26 protein-coding genes and 3 tRNA genes are annotated in these 16,622 nt (G+C 51.8%); all 29 read left to right on the top strand.

The annotated features are described in order from the left end of the window. Nucleotides 1-182 precede the first annotated feature (182 nt). Nucleotides 183-267, top strand: a tRNA-Tyr gene (locus VRZ32_RS08735). Between the two features lie 22 nt (nt 268-289). Next, nucleotides 290-363 (top strand) — tRNA-Gly (locus tag VRZ32_RS08730). Nucleotides 364-554: 191 nt separating this feature from the next. Then, nucleotides 555-1,745: an elongation factor Tu gene (gene tuf, locus VRZ32_RS08725; protein WP_414525353.1), complete on the top strand. Its 1,191-nt coding sequence runs from the start codon at nt 555-557 to the stop codon at nt 1,743-1,745. A 91-nt stretch (nt 1,746-1,836) separates the two neighbouring features. Beyond that, nucleotides 1,837-1,913 (top strand) — tRNA-Trp (locus VRZ32_RS08720). A 577-nt stretch (nt 1,914-2,490) separates the two neighbouring features. After that, on the top strand, nt 2,491-2,862 hold the full coding sequence (gene rpsL / locus VRZ32_RS08715) for a 30S ribosomal protein S12 (RefSeq protein WP_414525356.1): 372 nt from the start codon (nt 2,491-2,493) through the stop codon (nt 2,860-2,862). Nucleotides 2,863-2,957: 95 nt separating this feature from the next. Further along, complete coding sequence (rpsG, locus tag VRZ32_RS08710) at nt 2,958-3,428, top strand: 30S ribosomal protein S7 (RefSeq protein ID WP_414525355.1); 471 nt, start codon at nt 2,958-2,960, stop codon at nt 3,426-3,428. 27 nt (nt 3,429-3,455) lie between these two features. Continuing rightward, complete coding sequence (fusA, locus tag VRZ32_RS08705; protein ID WP_414525354.1) at nt 3,456-5,525, top strand: elongation factor G; 2,070 nt, start codon at nt 3,456-3,458, stop codon at nt 5,523-5,525. A gap of 89 nt (nt 5,526-5,614) precedes the next feature. After that, a complete protein-coding gene (tuf, locus tag VRZ32_RS08700) occupies nt 5,615-6,805 on the top strand; it encodes an elongation factor Tu (RefSeq protein ID WP_414525353.1) in 1,191 nt (396 codons plus the stop codon). Between the two features lie 71 nt (nt 6,806-6,876). Beyond that, entirely contained in the window at nt 6,877-7,185 is a 309-nt protein-coding gene (rpsJ, locus tag VRZ32_RS08695) for a 30S ribosomal protein S10 (protein ID WP_166949830.1), read from the top strand. Between the two features lie 49 nt (nt 7,186-7,234). Further along, nucleotides 7,235-7,954 carry a 50S ribosomal protein L3 gene (gene rplC / locus VRZ32_RS08690; protein WP_414525352.1) on the top strand — a complete coding sequence of 240 codons (720 nt, stop codon included), beginning with the start codon at nt 7,235-7,237 and terminating at the stop codon, nt 7,952-7,954. Beyond that, nucleotides 7,951-8,571: a 50S ribosomal protein L4 gene (gene rplD, locus VRZ32_RS08685; RefSeq protein WP_414525351.1), complete on the top strand. Its 621-nt coding sequence runs from the start codon at nt 7,951-7,953 to the stop codon at nt 8,569-8,571. Before rplC ends, rplD begins: the two co-directional genes overlap by 4 nt. Continuing rightward, on the top strand, nt 8,568-8,864 hold the full coding sequence (locus VRZ32_RS08680) for a 50S ribosomal protein L23 (RefSeq protein ID WP_414525350.1): 297 nt from the start codon (nt 8,568-8,570) through the stop codon (nt 8,862-8,864). The genes rplD and VRZ32_RS08680 overlap by 4 nt, the downstream gene beginning before the upstream one ends. Nucleotides 8,865-8,885: 21 nt before the next feature. Next, nucleotides 8,886-9,725 carry a 50S ribosomal protein L2 gene (gene rplB, locus VRZ32_RS08675; RefSeq protein WP_414525349.1) on the top strand — a complete coding sequence of 280 codons (840 nt, stop codon included), beginning with the start codon at nt 8,886-8,888 and terminating at the stop codon, nt 9,723-9,725. A gap of 10 nt (nt 9,726-9,735) precedes the next feature. Further along, entirely contained in the window at nt 9,736-10,014 is a 279-nt protein-coding gene (gene rpsS / locus VRZ32_RS08670; protein WP_414525348.1) for a 30S ribosomal protein S19, read from the top strand. Between the two features lie 5 nt (nt 10,015-10,019). Further along, complete coding sequence (gene rplV, locus VRZ32_RS08665; protein WP_414525347.1) at nt 10,020-10,400, top strand: 50S ribosomal protein L22; 381 nt, start codon at nt 10,020-10,022, stop codon at nt 10,398-10,400. 10 nt (nt 10,401-10,410) lie between these two features. Beyond that, nucleotides 10,411-11,121 (top strand): 30S ribosomal protein S3, encoded by a 711-nt coding sequence (rpsC, locus tag VRZ32_RS08660; RefSeq protein ID WP_414525346.1) that lies wholly within the window; start codon nt 10,411-10,413, stop codon nt 11,119-11,121. A gap of 20 nt (nt 11,122-11,141) precedes the next feature. Then, nucleotides 11,142-11,555, top strand: a complete 414-nt coding sequence (gene rplP / locus VRZ32_RS08655) for a 50S ribosomal protein L16 (protein WP_414525345.1) — start codon at nt 11,142-11,144, stop codon at nt 11,553-11,555. Between the two features lie 11 nt (nt 11,556-11,566). Further along, a complete protein-coding gene (rpmC, locus tag VRZ32_RS08650; protein ID WP_414525344.1) occupies nt 11,567-11,782 on the top strand; it encodes a 50S ribosomal protein L29 in 216 nt (71 codons plus the stop codon). A gap of 10 nt (nt 11,783-11,792) precedes the next feature. Beyond that, nucleotides 11,793-12,044 carry a 30S ribosomal protein S17 gene (gene rpsQ / locus VRZ32_RS08645; protein WP_414525343.1) on the top strand — a complete coding sequence of 84 codons (252 nt, stop codon included), beginning with the start codon at nt 11,793-11,795 and terminating at the stop codon, nt 12,042-12,044. A gap of 90 nt (nt 12,045-12,134) precedes the next feature. Next, nucleotides 12,135-12,503, top strand: coding sequence for a 50S ribosomal protein L14 (gene rplN / locus VRZ32_RS08640; protein WP_414525342.1), 369 nt, complete (start codon nt 12,135-12,137; stop codon nt 12,501-12,503). Continuing rightward, a complete protein-coding gene (rplX, locus tag VRZ32_RS08635; RefSeq protein WP_414525341.1) occupies nt 12,503-12,820 on the top strand; it encodes a 50S ribosomal protein L24 in 318 nt (105 codons plus the stop codon). The genes rplN and rplX overlap by 1 nt, the downstream gene beginning before the upstream one ends. After that, nucleotides 12,813-13,388, top strand: coding sequence for a 50S ribosomal protein L5 (gene rplE / locus VRZ32_RS08630; protein WP_414525340.1), 576 nt, complete (start codon nt 12,813-12,815; stop codon nt 13,386-13,388). Before rplX ends, rplE begins: the two co-directional genes overlap by 8 nt. Nucleotides 13,389-13,428: 40 nt before the next feature. Beyond that, a complete protein-coding gene (gene rpsN, locus VRZ32_RS08625) occupies nt 13,429-13,734 on the top strand; it encodes a 30S ribosomal protein S14 (RefSeq protein ID WP_414525339.1) in 306 nt (101 codons plus the stop codon). A gap of 13 nt (nt 13,735-13,747) precedes the next feature. Then, nucleotides 13,748-14,146, top strand: a complete 399-nt coding sequence (gene rpsH, locus VRZ32_RS08620; protein ID WP_414525338.1) for a 30S ribosomal protein S8 — start codon at nt 13,748-13,750, stop codon at nt 14,144-14,146. A 61-nt stretch (nt 14,147-14,207) separates the two neighbouring features. Further along, the gene (rplF, locus tag VRZ32_RS08615) at nt 14,208-14,741 is read left to right on the top strand and encodes a 50S ribosomal protein L6 (protein ID WP_414525337.1); all 534 of its coding nucleotides are present in this window, start codon (nt 14,208-14,210) and stop codon (nt 14,739-14,741) included. 12 nt (nt 14,742-14,753) lie between these two features. After that, the gene (rplR, locus tag VRZ32_RS08610; RefSeq protein WP_414525336.1) at nt 14,754-15,116 is read left to right on the top strand and encodes a 50S ribosomal protein L18; all 363 of its coding nucleotides are present in this window, start codon (nt 14,754-14,756) and stop codon (nt 15,114-15,116) included. 83 nt (nt 15,117-15,199) lie between these two features. Further along, entirely contained in the window at nt 15,200-15,769 is a 570-nt protein-coding gene (rpsE, locus tag VRZ32_RS08605) for a 30S ribosomal protein S5 (RefSeq protein WP_414525335.1), read from the top strand. Nucleotides 15,770-15,781: 12 nt separating this feature from the next. Beyond that, entirely contained in the window at nt 15,782-15,994 is a 213-nt protein-coding gene (gene rpmD, locus VRZ32_RS08600; protein ID WP_414525334.1) for a 50S ribosomal protein L30, read from the top strand. Nucleotides 15,995-16,004: 10 nt separating this feature from the next. Continuing rightward, on the top strand, nt 16,005-16,484 hold the full coding sequence (gene rplO, locus VRZ32_RS08595) for a 50S ribosomal protein L15 (protein WP_414525333.1): 480 nt from the start codon (nt 16,005-16,007) through the stop codon (nt 16,482-16,484). Nucleotides 16,485-16,622: the final 138 nt, after the last annotated feature.

Genomic DNA, 16,622 nt, shown 5'->3' with positions numbered 1-16,622 from the left:
CGTCGCATAAGTGTGAACAATTGACCAGATCGCATTTGAAAAACCTCGATTAGGTGTTGACACTGGTGGCTGCTCCGCTCTAAGAAACGCCCCGCTGCTTCCGCAGATGTGAACGCCGCCTCGCTGATCTTTGAATCAATACGGGGAGGGAGTTCAAAAGCGGTAGTCTGCTGGAATGGGCCGGAGGAGTGCCCGAGTGGTTAAAGGGGACGGACTGTAAATCCGTTGGCTACGCCTACGTTGGTTCGAAACCAACCTCCTCCACCACCCATTCTGGGACTGTTATCGCGCGGGTGTAGCTCAATGGTAGAGCAACAGCCTTCCAAGCTGATGACGAGGGTTCGATTCCCTTCACCCGCTCCAATTAGTAGTACATCCAAGGTCTGCTCAGTTATTGCTGTAGCTGATATTGTGATCTGCTGTTGGGCGAACTAGCAGAAACGAATTACAAAATGGCGCTGTCTCGGTTGTTATGATGATCGATGAGGCGCTTGGGGACTATCTGCCACTAGAGGGCAGAGGTCGTTTCAGGATGGGACGAGAGAGCTACGTCAATGGCGAAGGAAAAGTTTGAGCGGACGAAGCCGCATTGTAACATCGGAACGATTGGTCACGTTGACCATGGCAAGACGTCATTGACGGCTGCGATCACGAAGGTTCTTGCCGAGGCTGGTGGCGCTTCGTTTACGGCGTACGATCAAATCGATAAGGCGCCAGAAGAAAAAGCACGTGGTATCACCATCTCAACATCCCACGTTGAGTACGAAACCGCAAACCGTCACTATGCACACGTTGATTGCCCCGGGCACGCCGACTACGTGAAGAACATGATCACGGGTGCTGCTCAGATGGACGGCGCGATTCTGGTTGTGTCATCTGCTGACGGTCCAATGCCCCAGACGCGTGAGCACATTCTGCTCGCTCGCCAGGTTGGTGTTCCTGCGCTTGTCGTGTTCATGAACAAGGTCGACCAGGTGGATGATCCGGAGCTTCTTGAGCTTGTAGAGCTCGAGATCCGTGAGCTTCTGTCAAAATATGAATTCCCTGGCGATGACATTCCTGTTGTCAAGGGTTCTGCACTTGCAGCACTTGAAGATACGAACCGTGAAATCGGTCACGATGCCGTTCTGAAGCTGATGGAAGCAGTCGATGCATACATCCCACAGCCAGAGCGCCCAGTTGACCAGCCATTCCTGATGCCAGTTGAGGATGTATTCTCAATCTCTGGTCGTGGTACGGTTGTAACGGGTCGTGTTGAGCGCGGTATCATCAAGGTTGGTGAAGAAATCGAAGTTGTTGGCATTCGTCCAACAATCAAGACGACGGTCACCGGCGTTGAAATGTTCCGCAAGCTTCTTGATCAAGGTCAGGCAGGCGACAATATCGGTGCGCTGCTTCGCGGCACGAAGCGTGAAGACGTTGAGCGCGGCCAGGTTCTTGCAAAGCCCGGTTCAGTGAAGCCTCACACCAAGTTCAAGGCTGAGGCTTATATCCTGACAAAGGAAGAGGGTGGCCGTCATACGCCGTTCTTTGGTAACTACCGTCCGCAGTTCTACTTCCGTACAACGGACGTCACGGGTATCGTTCACCTGCCAGAAGGCACGGAAATGGTGATGCCTGGCGATAACATCTCTGTCGAAGTGCACCTGATCGTTCCGATCGCAATGGAAGAGAAGCTGCGCTTCGCTATCCGTGAAGGTGGTCGCACCGTCGGCGCAGGCGTCGTCGCCGAAATTATCGAGTGATTTAGGAAAAAAGTTCTGGAAACATATTCTTAACGGGTGTGTTTTCGAGAATCATCAGATATATGGATACGACGGTTTCGCCGTATCCTTTAGGAGTGTAGCTCAATTGGCTAGAGCACCGGTCTCCAAAACCGGGGGTTGGGGGTTCGAGTCCCTCCACTCCTGCCATCTGGCAGGAAAGCTAAAGGACTCTATTTATAGAGAGTGCGTAACGCTAGCCTGATATCGATCTGGTGCAGATTGATATCAGGCTTGTGCTATTTTTAGAGAAGCGGTCGTTTTTTGGTCGTTTTTCTAATGCATGGTCAGGGTAATGTTTAAGCGCATCCTGATTTGATAATTTGGTTGACGGATTTTAATTTCCTTTTAGGTTCTCCCCTTGACGGGCGCCGAATCTGAATGTAAGTAAGTCCAACTTTCGGTAAGCCGTAGGTGTTCTGATTTTGAGGCGCCAAGCCTTGATGGGTGAACCTTAAACGTTGCCGTTTCTAGCACCGACTGGCCGCAAGTAAGGCTTGATTGTCAGATCTGGAGCATGACCTGGTGAAAGCTTGGTCCTCTGCATGTGCAAGTGCTTGCTGCTAAGAGTGGCAGGCACGTTTGTACTTTGTCTGTCGGCGGTCCTGATTGGGGCGGTGCGGCGTTTCAGGTGTTCAGGGCCTTATGGCGCTGGAAAGTAATTGGCCAACGGCCGACTTGATGGATGGTCAATACTGTCCAGCGGTTGAAAGCGAGAGAAGATAGTATGCCGACGATCAGCCAGCTGATCCGCAAGCCGCGGACGGCGCAGAAAAGCCGGAATAAGGTTCCTGCTCTTGAGTCCTGCCCGCAGAAGCGGGGTGTTTGCACGCGCGTTTATACAACGACGCCTAAGAAGCCTAACTCGGCTCTCCGTAAGGTTGCTAAGGTTCGTTTGACGAATGGCTTTGAGGTGATCGGTTATATTCCTGGTGAAGGTCATAACCTGCAAGAGCACTCCGTGGTCATGATCCGTGGCGGTCGTGTAAAGGATTTGCCGGGTGTGCGTTACCACATCTTGCGCGGTGTTCTTGATACGCAGGGTGTTAAAAACCGTAAGCAGCGCCGTTCAAAGTATGGTGCTAAGCGTCCTAAGTAAGAGCCGTTAAGGGGTTCTTATTGGGTGTTTTTCGAGGTAATTCGGATAATCGCAGCGTAGCTCGGTTATCATCAAAGTAGGCGGAGCGAAAGCCGATGTCCCGTCGCCATAGTGCGGAAAAGCGTGAGATTATTCCGGATGCAAAGTTCGGTGATATTATCGTCACGAAGTTCATGAATTCCATCATGCGTGATGGTAAAAAGTCCGCTGCCGAGGCTATTGTCTATGGCGCGTTTGATATCGTTGAGCAGAAGCTGAAAACTGAGCCCCTCGCTGTGTTTAAGCAGGCGCTTGATAATGTTGCTCCTGCAATTGAAGTTCGCTCGCGCCGTGTTGGTGGTGCGACGTATCAGGTACCGGTCGAGGTTCGTAATGAGCGTCGTCAAGCGTTGGCCATTCGCTGGCTTATTCAGGCAGCTCGTGCTCGCAACGATCGTACGATGATTGAGCGCTTGTCAGCTGAGTTGATGGATGCGTCGAGCAGCCGTGGTAACGCCGTTAAGAAGCGTGAAGATACGCATCGTATGGCTGAAGCTAATCGCGCCTTCTCGCATTATCGCTGGTAAAGAACCGGGTCAAACGGAGCTACGACGATGTCTCGCACACATCCTATTGCCGATTACCGTAACTTCGGAATCATGGCGCATATCGACGCCGGTAAGACGACGACGACCGAGCGCATTCTTTTCTTTACGGGCAAGAACCACAAAATTGGTGAAACGCACGAAGGTGCGGCAACCATGGACTGGATGGATCAGGAGCAGGAGCGTGGTATTACCATTACTTCTGCTGCAACTACCTGTTTCTGGAAAGACCATCGTCTGAACATCATTGACACCCCTGGTCATGTTGACTTCACGATTGAAGTTGAGCGTTCACTGCGTGTTCTTGATGGTGCTGTGTGTGTTCTTGACGGTAGTCAGGGTGTTGAGCCTCAGACTGAGACTGTTTGGCGTCAAGCTGACAAGTATGATGTGCCGCGCATCGTTTTTGTTAACAAAATGGACAAGGTCGGTTCCGATCTGTTCAAATGTGTTGACTCGATCATTGATCGTGTTGCCGGTAAACCTGTTCTGTTGCAGATTCCAATTGGCGTTGAAAACGACTTTATCGGCGTTGTCGATCTAATCGCGCAAAAGGCAATCTATTACCGCGATAGCACTGGAACTCCAGAAGTCACGGATATTCCTGCAGACCTCGCCGAGCAAGCTGCAGAGTATCGTCTGAAGCTAATCGAAGCATCTGTTGAGCTGGATGACGATGTAATGGCTGCTTACCTGGATGGTAAAGAGCCGGATGCTGAAACGTTGCATCGTTTGGTTCGCACGGCTGTTCAGGCGCGTGCTTATCATCCCGTTCTTTGTGGTTCAGCGTTTAAAAATCGCGGTATTCATCCATTATTGGATGCAGTGGTGGCTTATTTGCCGTCGCCAATTGATCGTGGTGCGATTAAAGGCACTGATGTCAAGACCGAGGAGCCGACGGAGCGCTTGCCTTCCGATGACGAGCCTTTCTCTATGCTCGCGTTCAAGATTATGGACGATCCTTTCGTTGGCACAATCACATTCTGCCGTGTTTATTCCGGTTGTGTGAAGTCTGGTGATACTGTTCTGAATTCGACCCGCGAGAAGAAAGAGCGTGTCGGGCGTATGCTCTTGATGCATGCAAACAATCGTGAAGATATCAAGGAAGCTTATGCGGGTGATATTGTCGCTTTGGCAAGTCTCAAGGATGTTCGTACCGGCGATACGCTTTGTGATCCATTAAAAGGCGTAGTGCTGGAGCGCATGGAGTTTCCTGAGCCTGTTATTGAGATTGCGATTGAGCCTAAGTCTAAGGCTGATCAGGAAAAACTTGGTATTGCTTTGTCCAAGCTAGCGGCCGAAGATCCTTCTTTCCGTGTTTCGACGGATACTGAATCTGGCCAAACTATTCTTAAGGGAATGGGTGAGCTTCATCTTGATATTAAGGTCGACATTTTACGTCGTACTTATAAGGTAGATGCTAACGTCGGTGCACCTCAAGTAGCTTACCGTGAGCGTATCTCTAAAAAAGTAGAGATTGATTATACGCATAAAAAACAGACTGGTGGTACAGGTCAGTTTGCTCGCGTTAAGTTAGTGGTCGAGCCTGCAGAAGCTGGTACTGGTTATTCGTTTTCTTCTAAGGTCGTTGGTGGTTCGGTGCCTAAGGAGTACATTCCTGGTGTCGAGAAGGGGCTGGAAAGCGTCTTGGGTGCGGGTATTCTTGCTGGCTTCCCTGTGGTCGACCTTAAGATCGAATTGATTGACGGTGCATACCATGAAGTTGATTCATCGGCGTTAGCCTTTGAAATTGCTGCACGTGCTGCACTTCGTGATGCTCTACAAAAGGGTGGATCGGTGTTACTTGAGCCTGTTATGAAGGTTGAAGTTGTGACACCGGAAGACTATACAGGCTCAGTGATCGGCGATCTTAATTCTCGCCGTGGCCAGATCCAAGGTCAAGATATGCGTGGTAACGCGGTCGTCGTTGATGCGATGGTTCCGTTGGCCAACATGTTTGGCTATGTCAATACATTGCGATCCATGAGTCAGGGACGCGCAACTTACACGATGCAGTTTGACCATTACGAGCAGGTGCCGTCAGCGGTCGCTCAAGAGGTTCAGGCCAAGTACGCATAAGCATCTAGGTGCTTCGGGTATTGGGTTTAAGCTTCATCATTCAGGAATTTATTCGACGTTAGGTCGAGTTGTTTTCAGGGAGCCGCAAGATGGCGAAGGAAAAGTTTGAGCGGACGAAGCCGCATTGTAACATCGGAACGATTGGTCACGTTGACCATGGCAAGACGTCATTGACGGCTGCGATCACGAAGGTTCTTGCCGAGGCTGGTGGCGCTTCGTTTACGGCGTACGATCAAATCGATAAGGCGCCAGAAGAAAAAGCACGTGGTATCACCATCTCAACATCCCACGTTGAGTACGAAACCGCAAACCGTCACTATGCACACGTTGATTGCCCCGGGCACGCCGACTACGTGAAGAACATGATCACGGGTGCTGCTCAGATGGACGGCGCGATTCTGGTTGTGTCATCTGCTGACGGTCCAATGCCCCAGACGCGTGAGCACATTCTGCTCGCTCGCCAGGTTGGTGTTCCTGCGCTTGTCGTGTTCATGAACAAGGTCGACCAGGTGGATGATCCGGAGCTTCTTGAGCTTGTAGAGCTCGAGATCCGTGAGCTTCTGTCAAAATATGAATTCCCTGGCGATGACATTCCTGTTGTCAAGGGTTCTGCACTTGCAGCACTTGAAGATACGAACCGTGAAATCGGTCACGATGCCGTTCTGAAGCTGATGGAAGCAGTCGATGCATACATCCCACAGCCAGAGCGCCCAGTTGACCAGCCATTCCTGATGCCAGTTGAGGATGTATTCTCAATCTCTGGTCGTGGTACGGTTGTAACGGGTCGTGTTGAGCGCGGTATCATCAAGGTTGGTGAAGAAATCGAAGTTGTTGGCATTCGTCCAACAATCAAGACGACGGTCACCGGCGTTGAAATGTTCCGCAAGCTTCTTGATCAAGGTCAGGCAGGCGACAATATCGGTGCGCTGCTTCGCGGCACGAAGCGTGAAGACGTTGAGCGCGGCCAGGTTCTTGCAAAGCCCGGTTCAGTGAAGCCTCACACCAAGTTCAAGGCTGAGGCTTATATCCTGACAAAGGAAGAGGGTGGCCGTCATACGCCGTTCTTTGGTAACTACCGTCCGCAGTTCTACTTCCGTACAACGGACGTCACGGGTATCGTTCACCTGCCAGAAGGCACGGAAATGGTGATGCCTGGCGATAACATCTCTGTCGAAGTGCACCTGATCGTTCCGATCGCAATGGAAGAGAAGCTGCGCTTCGCTATCCGTGAAGGTGGTCGCACCGTCGGCGCAGGCGTCGTCGCCGAAATTATCGAGTGATTTATTTGCGGTGGATGCTGAACTAATATTCAGTATCCACAATTAGCCGGGATCGGCCTGAGGTTTCTGTCATGACTGGTCAGAATATCCGCATTCGCCTTAAGGCGTTCGATCATCGTGTGTTGGATGCGTCCACGCTCGAGATTGTTTCGACCGCAAAGAGGACGGGTGCGAAGGTGCGGGGTCCGATCCCGCTGCCTACGCGTATTAAGAAGTTTACTGTAAATCGTTCACCGCACATCGATAAGAAGTCGCGTGAACAATTCGAGATGCGTACTCATCTACGCGTTCTCGATATCGTTGAACCCACACCTCAGACGGTTGATGCTTTGATGAAGCTTGATCTTGCTGCTGGTGTAGACGTGGAAATCAGGCTCTGACTTCCCTTTGGGGAATGTCAGAGCCAGGAACGCCCTGGAGGATATGCTCATGCGCTCCGGCGTCATCGCAAAAAAAGTCGGGATGACTCGCATCTTTACAGATGCGGGTGAGCATATCCCGGTAACAGTTTTAAAAGTCGACAACTGTCAGGTTGTTGCACACTTAACTGTTGAGAAAAATGGTTACACCGCGCTGCAAGTTGGTGTTGGCGTAGCTAAAGTTAAGAATGTTTCTAAGGCTGAGCGTGGGCATTATGCCAATGCCCAAGTAGAGCCTAAAAAGAAGCTTGCGGAATTTCGAGTTGCTCCAGGTCAGGAAATTCCGGTTGGTGCTGAAATCACTGTTGATCACTTCGTTCCAGGTCAGTTTGTGGACGTGACGGGTGTAAGCACTGGTAAAGGGTTCGCTGGCGGTATGAAGCGGTGGAACTTCGGCGGTTTGCGTGCGACACACGGTGTGTCTGTCTCGCATCGCTCAATTGGTTCAACTGGTGGTCGTCAAGATCCAGGCAAGACCTTTAAAAACAAAAAGATGCCTGGTCATCTTGGTTCAGAGCGCGTAACCACGCAAAATCTGCGTGTTGTTCAAACGGATGTTGAACGCGGTCTTATACTGGTAGAAGGTGCGGTGCCGGGTGTTGCCGGGGGGTGGATCACGGTTCGCGACGCAGTGAAGCGCACGCTTCCAAAGGAGGCTCCTGTGCCGGGTAGTTTTCGCGAGAGCAGTGCTGATGCAGTGACCGCTGTAGGGCAGGAGAGCGCGGAATGAAGCTCGACATTACGACGCTCGACGGCGGCAAAGCCGGTGCGATCGAGCTTGATGAAACAATTTTTGGTCTTGAGCCAAGAGCCGATCTAATTCAACGTTATGTTCGGTGGCAGCTTGCTGGTCGTCAGGCCGGTACACATAAGTCACTTGGTCGTGCGGAAATTTCCCGTACGGGTAAGAAAGTCTATCGTCAGAAGGGAACCGGCGGTGCTCGTCATGGTTCGGCGCGTGCACCGCAATACCGCGGTGGTGGTAAGGCGTTCGGTCCAATTGTGCGTGATCACACGCATGATTTGCCTAAGAAGGTACGTCAGCTTGCTCTTAAGCACGCTCTTTCGTCTAAGATGAAGACACAGACGCTTATTGTCATTGATGATGCGTGTTCAGCTAATCCTAAGACGAAGGTGCTTAAAGAGCAATTCATTAAGCTTGGCCTTTCGAATGCTTTGGTGATTGGTGGTGTCGAGATTGATGTAAACTTTGGTCTTGCCGCCCGCAACATTCCGAACGTTGATGTTTTGCCGGTTCAAGGTATTAATGTTTATGACATTCTGCGGCGGGATACGCTTGTTCTGACGAGGGCTGCCGTAGACGCGCTGGAGGCACGTTTCAAATGATTATTGACCCGCGCCACTATGATGTAATTGTCGGCCCTGTGATTACTGAAAAGGCAACAGCCCTTTCAGAGCATAATAAGGTCGTATTCAAAGTCGCTAAGACAGCGACGAAGCCGCAAATCAAGATGGCTGTTGAAAAGCTGTTTGATGTCAAGGTTGAAAGCGTTAATACGCTAGTGACTAAGGGCAAAACAAAGCGTTTCAAAGGTATGCTTGGTCAGCGGTCCGACGTCAAAAAAGCTGTTGTGACTCTTGCAGAGGGCCATAACATCGATATGACGACAGGCTTGTGAAGCTGGTGAAGGAGTGAACCGATGGCTTTGAAGCACTTCAAACCGGTTACGCCAAGCCAGCGTCAGCTGGTGATTGTCGACCGGACGGGGCTACATCGTGGTGCCCCCGAGAAGACGCTGACTGAAGGTCTTACCCGTAAGGGTGGGCGCAATAATAACGGGCGCATTACAGTGCGCTTCCGTGGTGGCGGACATAAGCGCACTTATCGCATTGTGGACTTCAAGCGTCGCGAGCGCATTGGTGAAGTCGCAGCTGTTGAGCGGATTGAGTACGATCCTAACCGTAGCGCATTCATTGCGTTGCTGGCATTCCCCGATGGTAGCAAGTCTTATATTCTTGCGCCGCAGCGTTTGAATGTTGGCGATTCGGTGACATCTGGCGAGCAGGTTGATATTAAGCCTGGAAATGCTTTGCCTTTGGCAAGTATTCCCGTTGGTACGATCGTGCATAATGTCGAGCTTAAGATTGGTAAAGGTGGAACGATTGCTCGTTCAGCTGGTGCTTATGCGCAGATAGTCGGTCGTGACCAGGGTTATGTTATCTTGCGTCTCAACTCGGGCGAGCAGCGTCTTGTGCACGGTCAGTGTTTTGCTACCGTTGGTGCGGTGTCAAATCCTGACCACATGAACACCAATAAGGGTAAGGCTGGTCGTTCGCGCTGGCTGGGTCGCCGTCCGCATAACCGTGGTGTGACGATGAACCCGATTGACCATCCACACGGTGGTGGTGAAGGGCGTACGTCGGGTGGTCGTCATCCGGTTACACCTTGGGGTAAGCCGACGAAGGGCAAGAAGACCCGTTCCAATAAACGGACGGATACCTTCATTGTGTCCAGCCGTCACACAAAGAAGAAGAGGTAAGGGGCGCGCAATGGCACGTTCTACTTGGAAGGGCCCGTTTGTTGACGGCTATGTCCTTAAGAAGGCTGAGGCCGCTCGTGCGTCCGGCCGTTCTGATGTGATCAAGATTTGGAGCCGTCGCTCCACGATTTTGCCTCACTTCGTTGGGCTGACGTTTGGCGTATATAACGGTCAAAAGCACATTCCGGTCGCGGTAAGCGAGGAGATGGTTGGTCATAAGTTTGGTGAGTTCTCACCAACACGGACGTTCCACGGTCACGCTGCCGACAAGAAAGCGAAGAGGAGATAGGCCCCATGGGTAAGGCATCTGCTCCCCGCACACTGAAGGACAACGAAGCCAAGGCTGTGGCGCGCAATTTGCGCGTCTCGCCTCAGAAGCTTAACTTGGTTGCGCAGCTGATTCGTGGCAAGAAAGTTGATCGTGCACTGGCCGATCTGCAGTTTAGCCGTAAACGTATTGCAATCGATGTCCGTAAGGCACTTGAAAGTGCTATCGCTAATGCTGAGAACAATCATGAGCTTGATATAGACGATCTAGTCGTCGCTGAAGCTTTTGTAGGCAAGGGTCTTGTCATGAAGCGGTTCCATGCACGTGCACGTGGCCGCGGCGCACGTATCGAAAAGCCGTTTTCGCACCTGACAATTGTTGTGCGTGAAATCGCGACAGAGGCTTGAGGAGAAGACGATGGGTCAGAAGGTCAATCCGGTCGGCCTACGTCTTGGTATCAACCGGACGTGGGACTCTCGCTGGTATGCAGGCAAAGGTGAATATGGCCGTCTGCTGCATGAAGATATCGCTATTCGCGAAGCGCTGATGAAGCAACTGAAGCAGGCAGCGGTATCGCGTATTATTATTGAGCGTCCGCACCGAAAGGCCCGTGTGACCATTTATTCGGCGCGTCCGGGTGTGGTCATCGGCAAAAAAGGCGCGGACATCGAGAAGCTGCGCAAAATAGTTGCCAAGCTTACGGATGCGGAAGTAAGCATCAATATTGTTGAGGTGCGTAAGCCCGAAACTGATGCGACGCTTGTTGCTGATTCAATTGCGCAACAACTGGAACGGCGTGTGGCATTTCGCCGCGCCATGAAGCGTGCAGTGCAATCTGCGATGCGTTTGGGTGCTGAAGGCATTCGAATTAACTGTTCTGGCCGTTTAGGCGGCGCAGAGATCGCGCGTGTTGAATGGTACCGTGAGGGTCGTGTGCCACTTCACACCTTGCGTGCTGATATCGATTATGGTATAGGCACAGCCTTCACCACGTATGGTACGTGCGGAATCAAGGTTTGGATCTTTAAGGGCGAGATCCTAGAGCACGATCCAATGGCGCAGGATAAGCGGCTAGCGGATGAGGGTAGCGGTCAACGCTCCCACGGTCGCCGTGATTCTGCGGCTTGAAGGAGCGGGAGTTAGGATAAATGCTTCAGCCCAAGAAGACAAAGTTTCGTAAGCAGTTCAAAGGCCGTATCCATGGAGAGGCCAAGGGCGGCACAGATTTGAATTTTGGCGAGTTCGGTCTTAAAGCTCTGGAACCCGAACGGGTAACGGCGCGTCAGATTGAAGCTGCTCGCCGTGCCATTACGCGCCAGATGAAACGTCAAGGGCGCGTATGGATTCGTATTTTCCCGGACGTCCCAGTTACGGACAAACCCGCGGAAGTGCGCATGGGTAAAGGTAAGGGTGCCCCTGACTATTGGGCTGCTCGTGTTAAGCCGGGCCGTGTAATGTTCGAGCTGGGTGGCGTTAATGAGGAAATCGCCCGTGAGGCGCTTCGTCTAGGTGCTGCCAAGCTTCCGATCAAGACGCGGTTCGTTCAGCGCATCGCCGAGTAAGGGAGGGCGACATGGCATCAACGCAGAGGCTCTCCGACATTAAAGTGTTGTCGGCTGATCAGCTCCAAGATGAGCTTGTTAAGCTCAAAAAAGAGCAGTTTAACCTGCGTTTTCAGCGTGCTACCGGGCAGCTTGAAAACACAGGCCGTGTGAAGGAAGTGCGCCGCGATATCGCGCGCGTAAAGACGTTCCAGCAGGCGAAGCTCGCCAGTGCGGGCAAGGCTTGAGGAGGCGACAATGCCAAAACGTATATTGCAAGGCGTCGTCGTTAGCGACAAGCAAGACAAGACGGTTGTTGTTAAGGTGGAGCGTCGTTTTACGCACCCATTGCTTAAAAAGACCGTTCGTCGTACGAAGAACTACCACGCGCACGATGAGTCAAATTTGGTCAAGGCTGGTCAAATAGTTTGGATCGAGGAGACACGTCCATTGTCGCGACTAAAGTCTTGGATTGTTTTGCCAGATGGGCAGACTAATTCGGAAGCTTAAGTTCATTAAGAAGGCGAGGGGACCGCAAGATCCCCGTCAGGCGTAGTCCGAAAGATGGAAACCGTCTGAGACAGAGAAAGGATCTATGCCATGATCCAGATGCAGACTAATCTCGATGTCGCTGATAATTCAGGCGCTCGTCGTGTCATGTGCATCAAGGTGCTTGGTGGCGCAAAGCGCAAGTATGCCGGCGTTGGCGACATTATAGTTGTGTCCGTGAAAGAGGCTATTCCACGTGGTCGCGTGAAAAAGGGCGATGTGTTAAAGGCTGTTGTCGTACGTACGGCGAAGGATATTCGGCGCGTTGATGGCTCCGTGATCCGCTTTGACAATAATGCGGCGGTGTTGATTAATGCTCAGAAAGAGCCGATTGGCACGCGTATTTTTGGTCCCGTTCCGCGTGAACTGCGCTCTAAGAATCATATGAAGATTATTTCCCTTGCCCCTGAGGTGTTGTAATGGCGGCCAAGATCAAGAAGGGCGATAAGATCGTCGTGCTTGCTGGCCGTGATAAGGGCCAGACAGGCGAAGTGCTTCGAGTAATCCCGGATGAAGCGCGTGCGCTCGTTCGCGGAGTTAATTTAGTCAAACGCCATACGCGTCAGACGACAAGCAATGAAGGCGGCATTATCTCTAAAGAGGCACCGCTTCATTTGTCCAATATCGCAATTGCTGATCCAAAGGATGGTCAGCCTACGCGTGTTGGATTTAAGGTTCTGGAAGACGGGCGCAAGGTTCGCTTTGCCAAGCGTTCGGGAGATGTGATCGATGTCTGAGGCCATCACTGATCTGGGCGCAAACTATGTTCCGCGCCTGCGTAAGCATTACGATGAGGTCGTGCGTGCGAAGATGATTGAGGAGTTCGGTTATAAGAACCCCTTCCAAGTACCGACCATTGAAAAAGTCGTGATCAATATGGGTGTTGGCGAATCTGTTGCCGATTCTAAGAAGGCTGCAGTGGCGGCTGGTGATTTGGCGTTGATTGCTGGTCAAAAGCCTGTTATTACCAAAGCCCGTAAGGCTATTGCGTCGTTTAAGCTGCGCGAAAACATGCCAATCGGCGCTAAGGTGACACTTCGTAAGACGCGTATGTATGAATTCCTTGATCGTCTTGTCACCGTGGCTTTGCCGCGTGTGCGTGACTTCCGTGGTCTGAACGCTAAATCATTCGATGGTCGTGGAAATTTTGCTCTTGGTCTTAAAGAGCACCTTGTGTTTCCAGAAATTGACTACGATAAAGTTGATTCACCATGGGGTATGGATATCATCGTTGTGACGACTGCGCGCACGGATGATGAAGCCCGCGCGCTATTGAAGCACTTCAACTTCCCGTTCCGGCAGTGAGAGTTTTTCCTCTTATACGCGGACACCGGAGATAAAATATATGGCTAAGAAAAGTTCAATCGAGAAAAACAAGCGTCGTATTGCCTTGGTTAAGCGTTATGCTATCAAGCGCACAGAATTGCTTGCTGCCGCTAATAATGAGGCGCTGCCAATTGAGGAGCGTTTTGAAGCGCGCCTCAAGCTAGCTGCATTGCCTCGTAACTCAGCCCCGACGCGTGTTCGCAACCGTTGCGAAGTTACGGGTCGTCCACGCGCATTTTATCGTCAGCTGCGCATGTCGCGTATCGCATTGCGGGAATTGGGTTCACAAGGCCTAGTACCCGGTCTTGTGAAGTCAAGCTGGTAAGGAGGTCGAAAACATGGCGATCAACGATCCGCTTGGCGATTTGCTCACTCGTATCCGTAACGCGCAAATGCGCCGTCGCGGTAAGATTACAACGCCTGGCTCTAAGCTGCGTGCGCGTGTGCTTGAAGTGCTGCAGACAGAGGGTTATATCCGTGGCTTTACGTCGACAGAGTATGGCAATGGTCGTACCGAGTTTGAGGTTGAGTTGAAGTATTTTGACGGTGAGCCCGTTATCCGTTCCATCCAGCGCGTGTCTAAGCCTGGCCGTCGTGTTTACGCATCGGTCGATACGTTGCCACGCGTTGCCGATGGCCTTGGTGTTGTTATTCTTTCAACGCCGAAGGGGGTCATGGCTGACCACACGGCGCGCGAAATTAACGTGGGCGGTGAGGTGCTTTGTCAAGTGTTCTAAAATCGCCTTTAGTGATTTGGGGATTTGTCAAGCATTGCAGTGAGAACCACGGGAGGCCATTATGTCTCGTATCGGGAAAAAGCCGGTTCCAGTTCCGGCGGGTGTGACGGCGACCGTAACTGGTCAGGCTGTCAAAGTTAAGGGTGCGAAGGGTGAGCTGTCGTTCGTCGTGCCTGATGAGGTTTACGTTGAGCTGAAGGACGGAGCCATCAAGGTGGATCCTCGCGATGACTCTAAAAGTGCGCGTTCTCTTTGGGGGACGTCACGGTCGCAGATTGCTAACCTTATGACGGGCGTGTCGCAGGGCTTTGAAAAGAAGCTTGAGATCAATGGAGTGGGTTACAAAGCTGCAGTTCAAGGCAAGATCCTGAAGCTGTCGCTTGGTTTCAGTCACGATGTTGATTTCCCGATTCCAGCTGGAATCTTGATTGCAACACCGAAGCCAACGGAAATTATTGTCAGCGGTATCAATGCTCAGGAAGTCGGGCAAACGGCTGCCAAAATTCGTGATTATCGTCGTCCAGAACCTTACAAAGGCAAGGGCGTGAAATACGCGAATGAGTTCATCTTCCGTAAGGAAGGCAAGAAGAAGTAAGGATGCGCAGCGATGGCTGATAAACTCAGTTCCACGGATCGCCGGAGGGCTCGAGTCCGTCGTGCGCTTCGTGCGGCGGCTAACGGGCGGTTACGCCTCTCCGTTCACCGTTCTTCAAAGCAGATTTACGCACAGATTATCGACGATGCACAGGGACGTACCTTGGCCCACGCTTCGACACTCGAGAAAGATGTACGTGAAACAATAAAGACCGGTGCCGATATTGAAGCAGCAAAGATCGTTGGTAAGTTAATTGCCGAGCGTGCAGTTGCTGCTGGGGTTAAGGAAGTTGTCTTTGACCGTGGTGCATTCATTTACCACGGTCGAGTCAGGGCCTTAGCCGAGGCTGCACGTGAAAGTGGTTTAAGCTTCTGATCGAATGATTTCATTTATCAGATTAACGGCGGATTGTTTAATCATGCGAGCGGGGGCCGCCGCCCCGCGTCAGTGAGACTGTTATGGCAAAAGAACGTCAGCAACAGCGTGACCGTGAAGAGCGCGATAGCGAGTTTACGGATAAGCTGGTTCATATTAATCGTGTTGCCAAGGTTGTTAAGGGTGGTCGTCGCTTCGGCTTCGCAGCTCTTGTTGTGATTGGTGATCAGAAGGGGCGTGTGGGGTTTGGCCACGGTAAAGCCCGTGAAGTTCCGGAAGCGATTCGCAAAGCGACAGAAGCAGCTAAGCGTGCGCTTGTGCGCGTTCCGCTAAAGGAAGGTCGCACGCTTCACCACGACGTGGCAGGTCGTTGGGGGGCTGGCAAGGTTATCCTGCGCTCTGCTCCTCCTGGTACCGGTATTATTGCTGGTGGTCCGATGCGCGCTGTGTTTGAGACACTTGGCGTGGCGGATGTGGTAGCGAAGTCGATAGGTTCATCAAACCCTTACAATTTGGTTCGCGCCACTTTTGATGCGCTGAAGCATGAGGACAGCCCACGGTCTGTTGCTGCTCGCCGCGGTCTGAAGGTTTCGACTCTGCAAGCGCGTCGCCGTGACGCCTCTGAGGGCGAAACATCTAACGCAGAAGCGTGAGGGGGCTGATCGATGGCTAACAAGACAGCAAAAACGCTGATCGTCGAACAGACTGGCAGCCCTATCCGTCGCCCGGCTTATCAGCGTCAAACGTTGATGGGGCTTGGGCTTAATAAGATCCGTCGTCGTTCTGAGCTGGAGGATACTCCGGCGGTTCGTGGCATGATCGAAAAGGTCAAGCACCTCGTGCGCGTCGTTTCGGACGCTTCCGAACACGATAAGTGAGGATCGCGCAATGGTAAAATTGAACGAGATTTCGGATAATGCGGGTGCCGTGAAGGGACGCATGCGCGTCGGTCGTGGTATTGGTTCCGGTAAAGGTAAGACAGGTGGACGCGGCGTTAAAGGCCAGAAGTCCCGATCAGGTGTCGCTATTAAGGGCTTCGAAGGTGGTCAGATGCCCATCCATCGTCGTCTTCCAAAGCGAGGCTTCAACAATATTTTTGCCAAGGACTTCAATGAAGTCAACATTGGTCGGGTACAAGAAGCCATTGAAGCTGGTAAGATCGATGCATCGCAGCCTATTACTAATGAGGTATTAGTTGCTGCAGGCGTTATTTCTAAACTACGTGATGGCGTTCGCATTCTCGGTGTTGGCGAGTTAAAGACGAAGGTATCATTTTCCGTTGCTGGGGCATCCAAGTCTGCAGTAGCTGCGATTGAGAGCGTCGGTGGATCAGTTACTGTTCTATCTGCTCAGGCAGTAGAGGCGTAAGCTTATCTCTATATAATGTTTGGTAGTGGCGACACGGGGAGAAATCTCTGACTGTCGCCATTGTCGTGTAATGAGGTAGAGAAATCTGATACGAAGCTACTAGCAGATTCCCTGCGCCTTGTTTTATGTTTTCCATGC

Source organism: Pseudochelatococcus sp. G4_1912 (genome assembly GCF_047501465.1).
GTDB lineage: Bacteria > Pseudomonadota > Alphaproteobacteria > Rhizobiales > Beijerinckiaceae > Pseudochelatococcus.
Note: the sequence above shows the minus strand (reverse complement) of the source record. Positions and strands in the feature narration are given on the sequence as shown.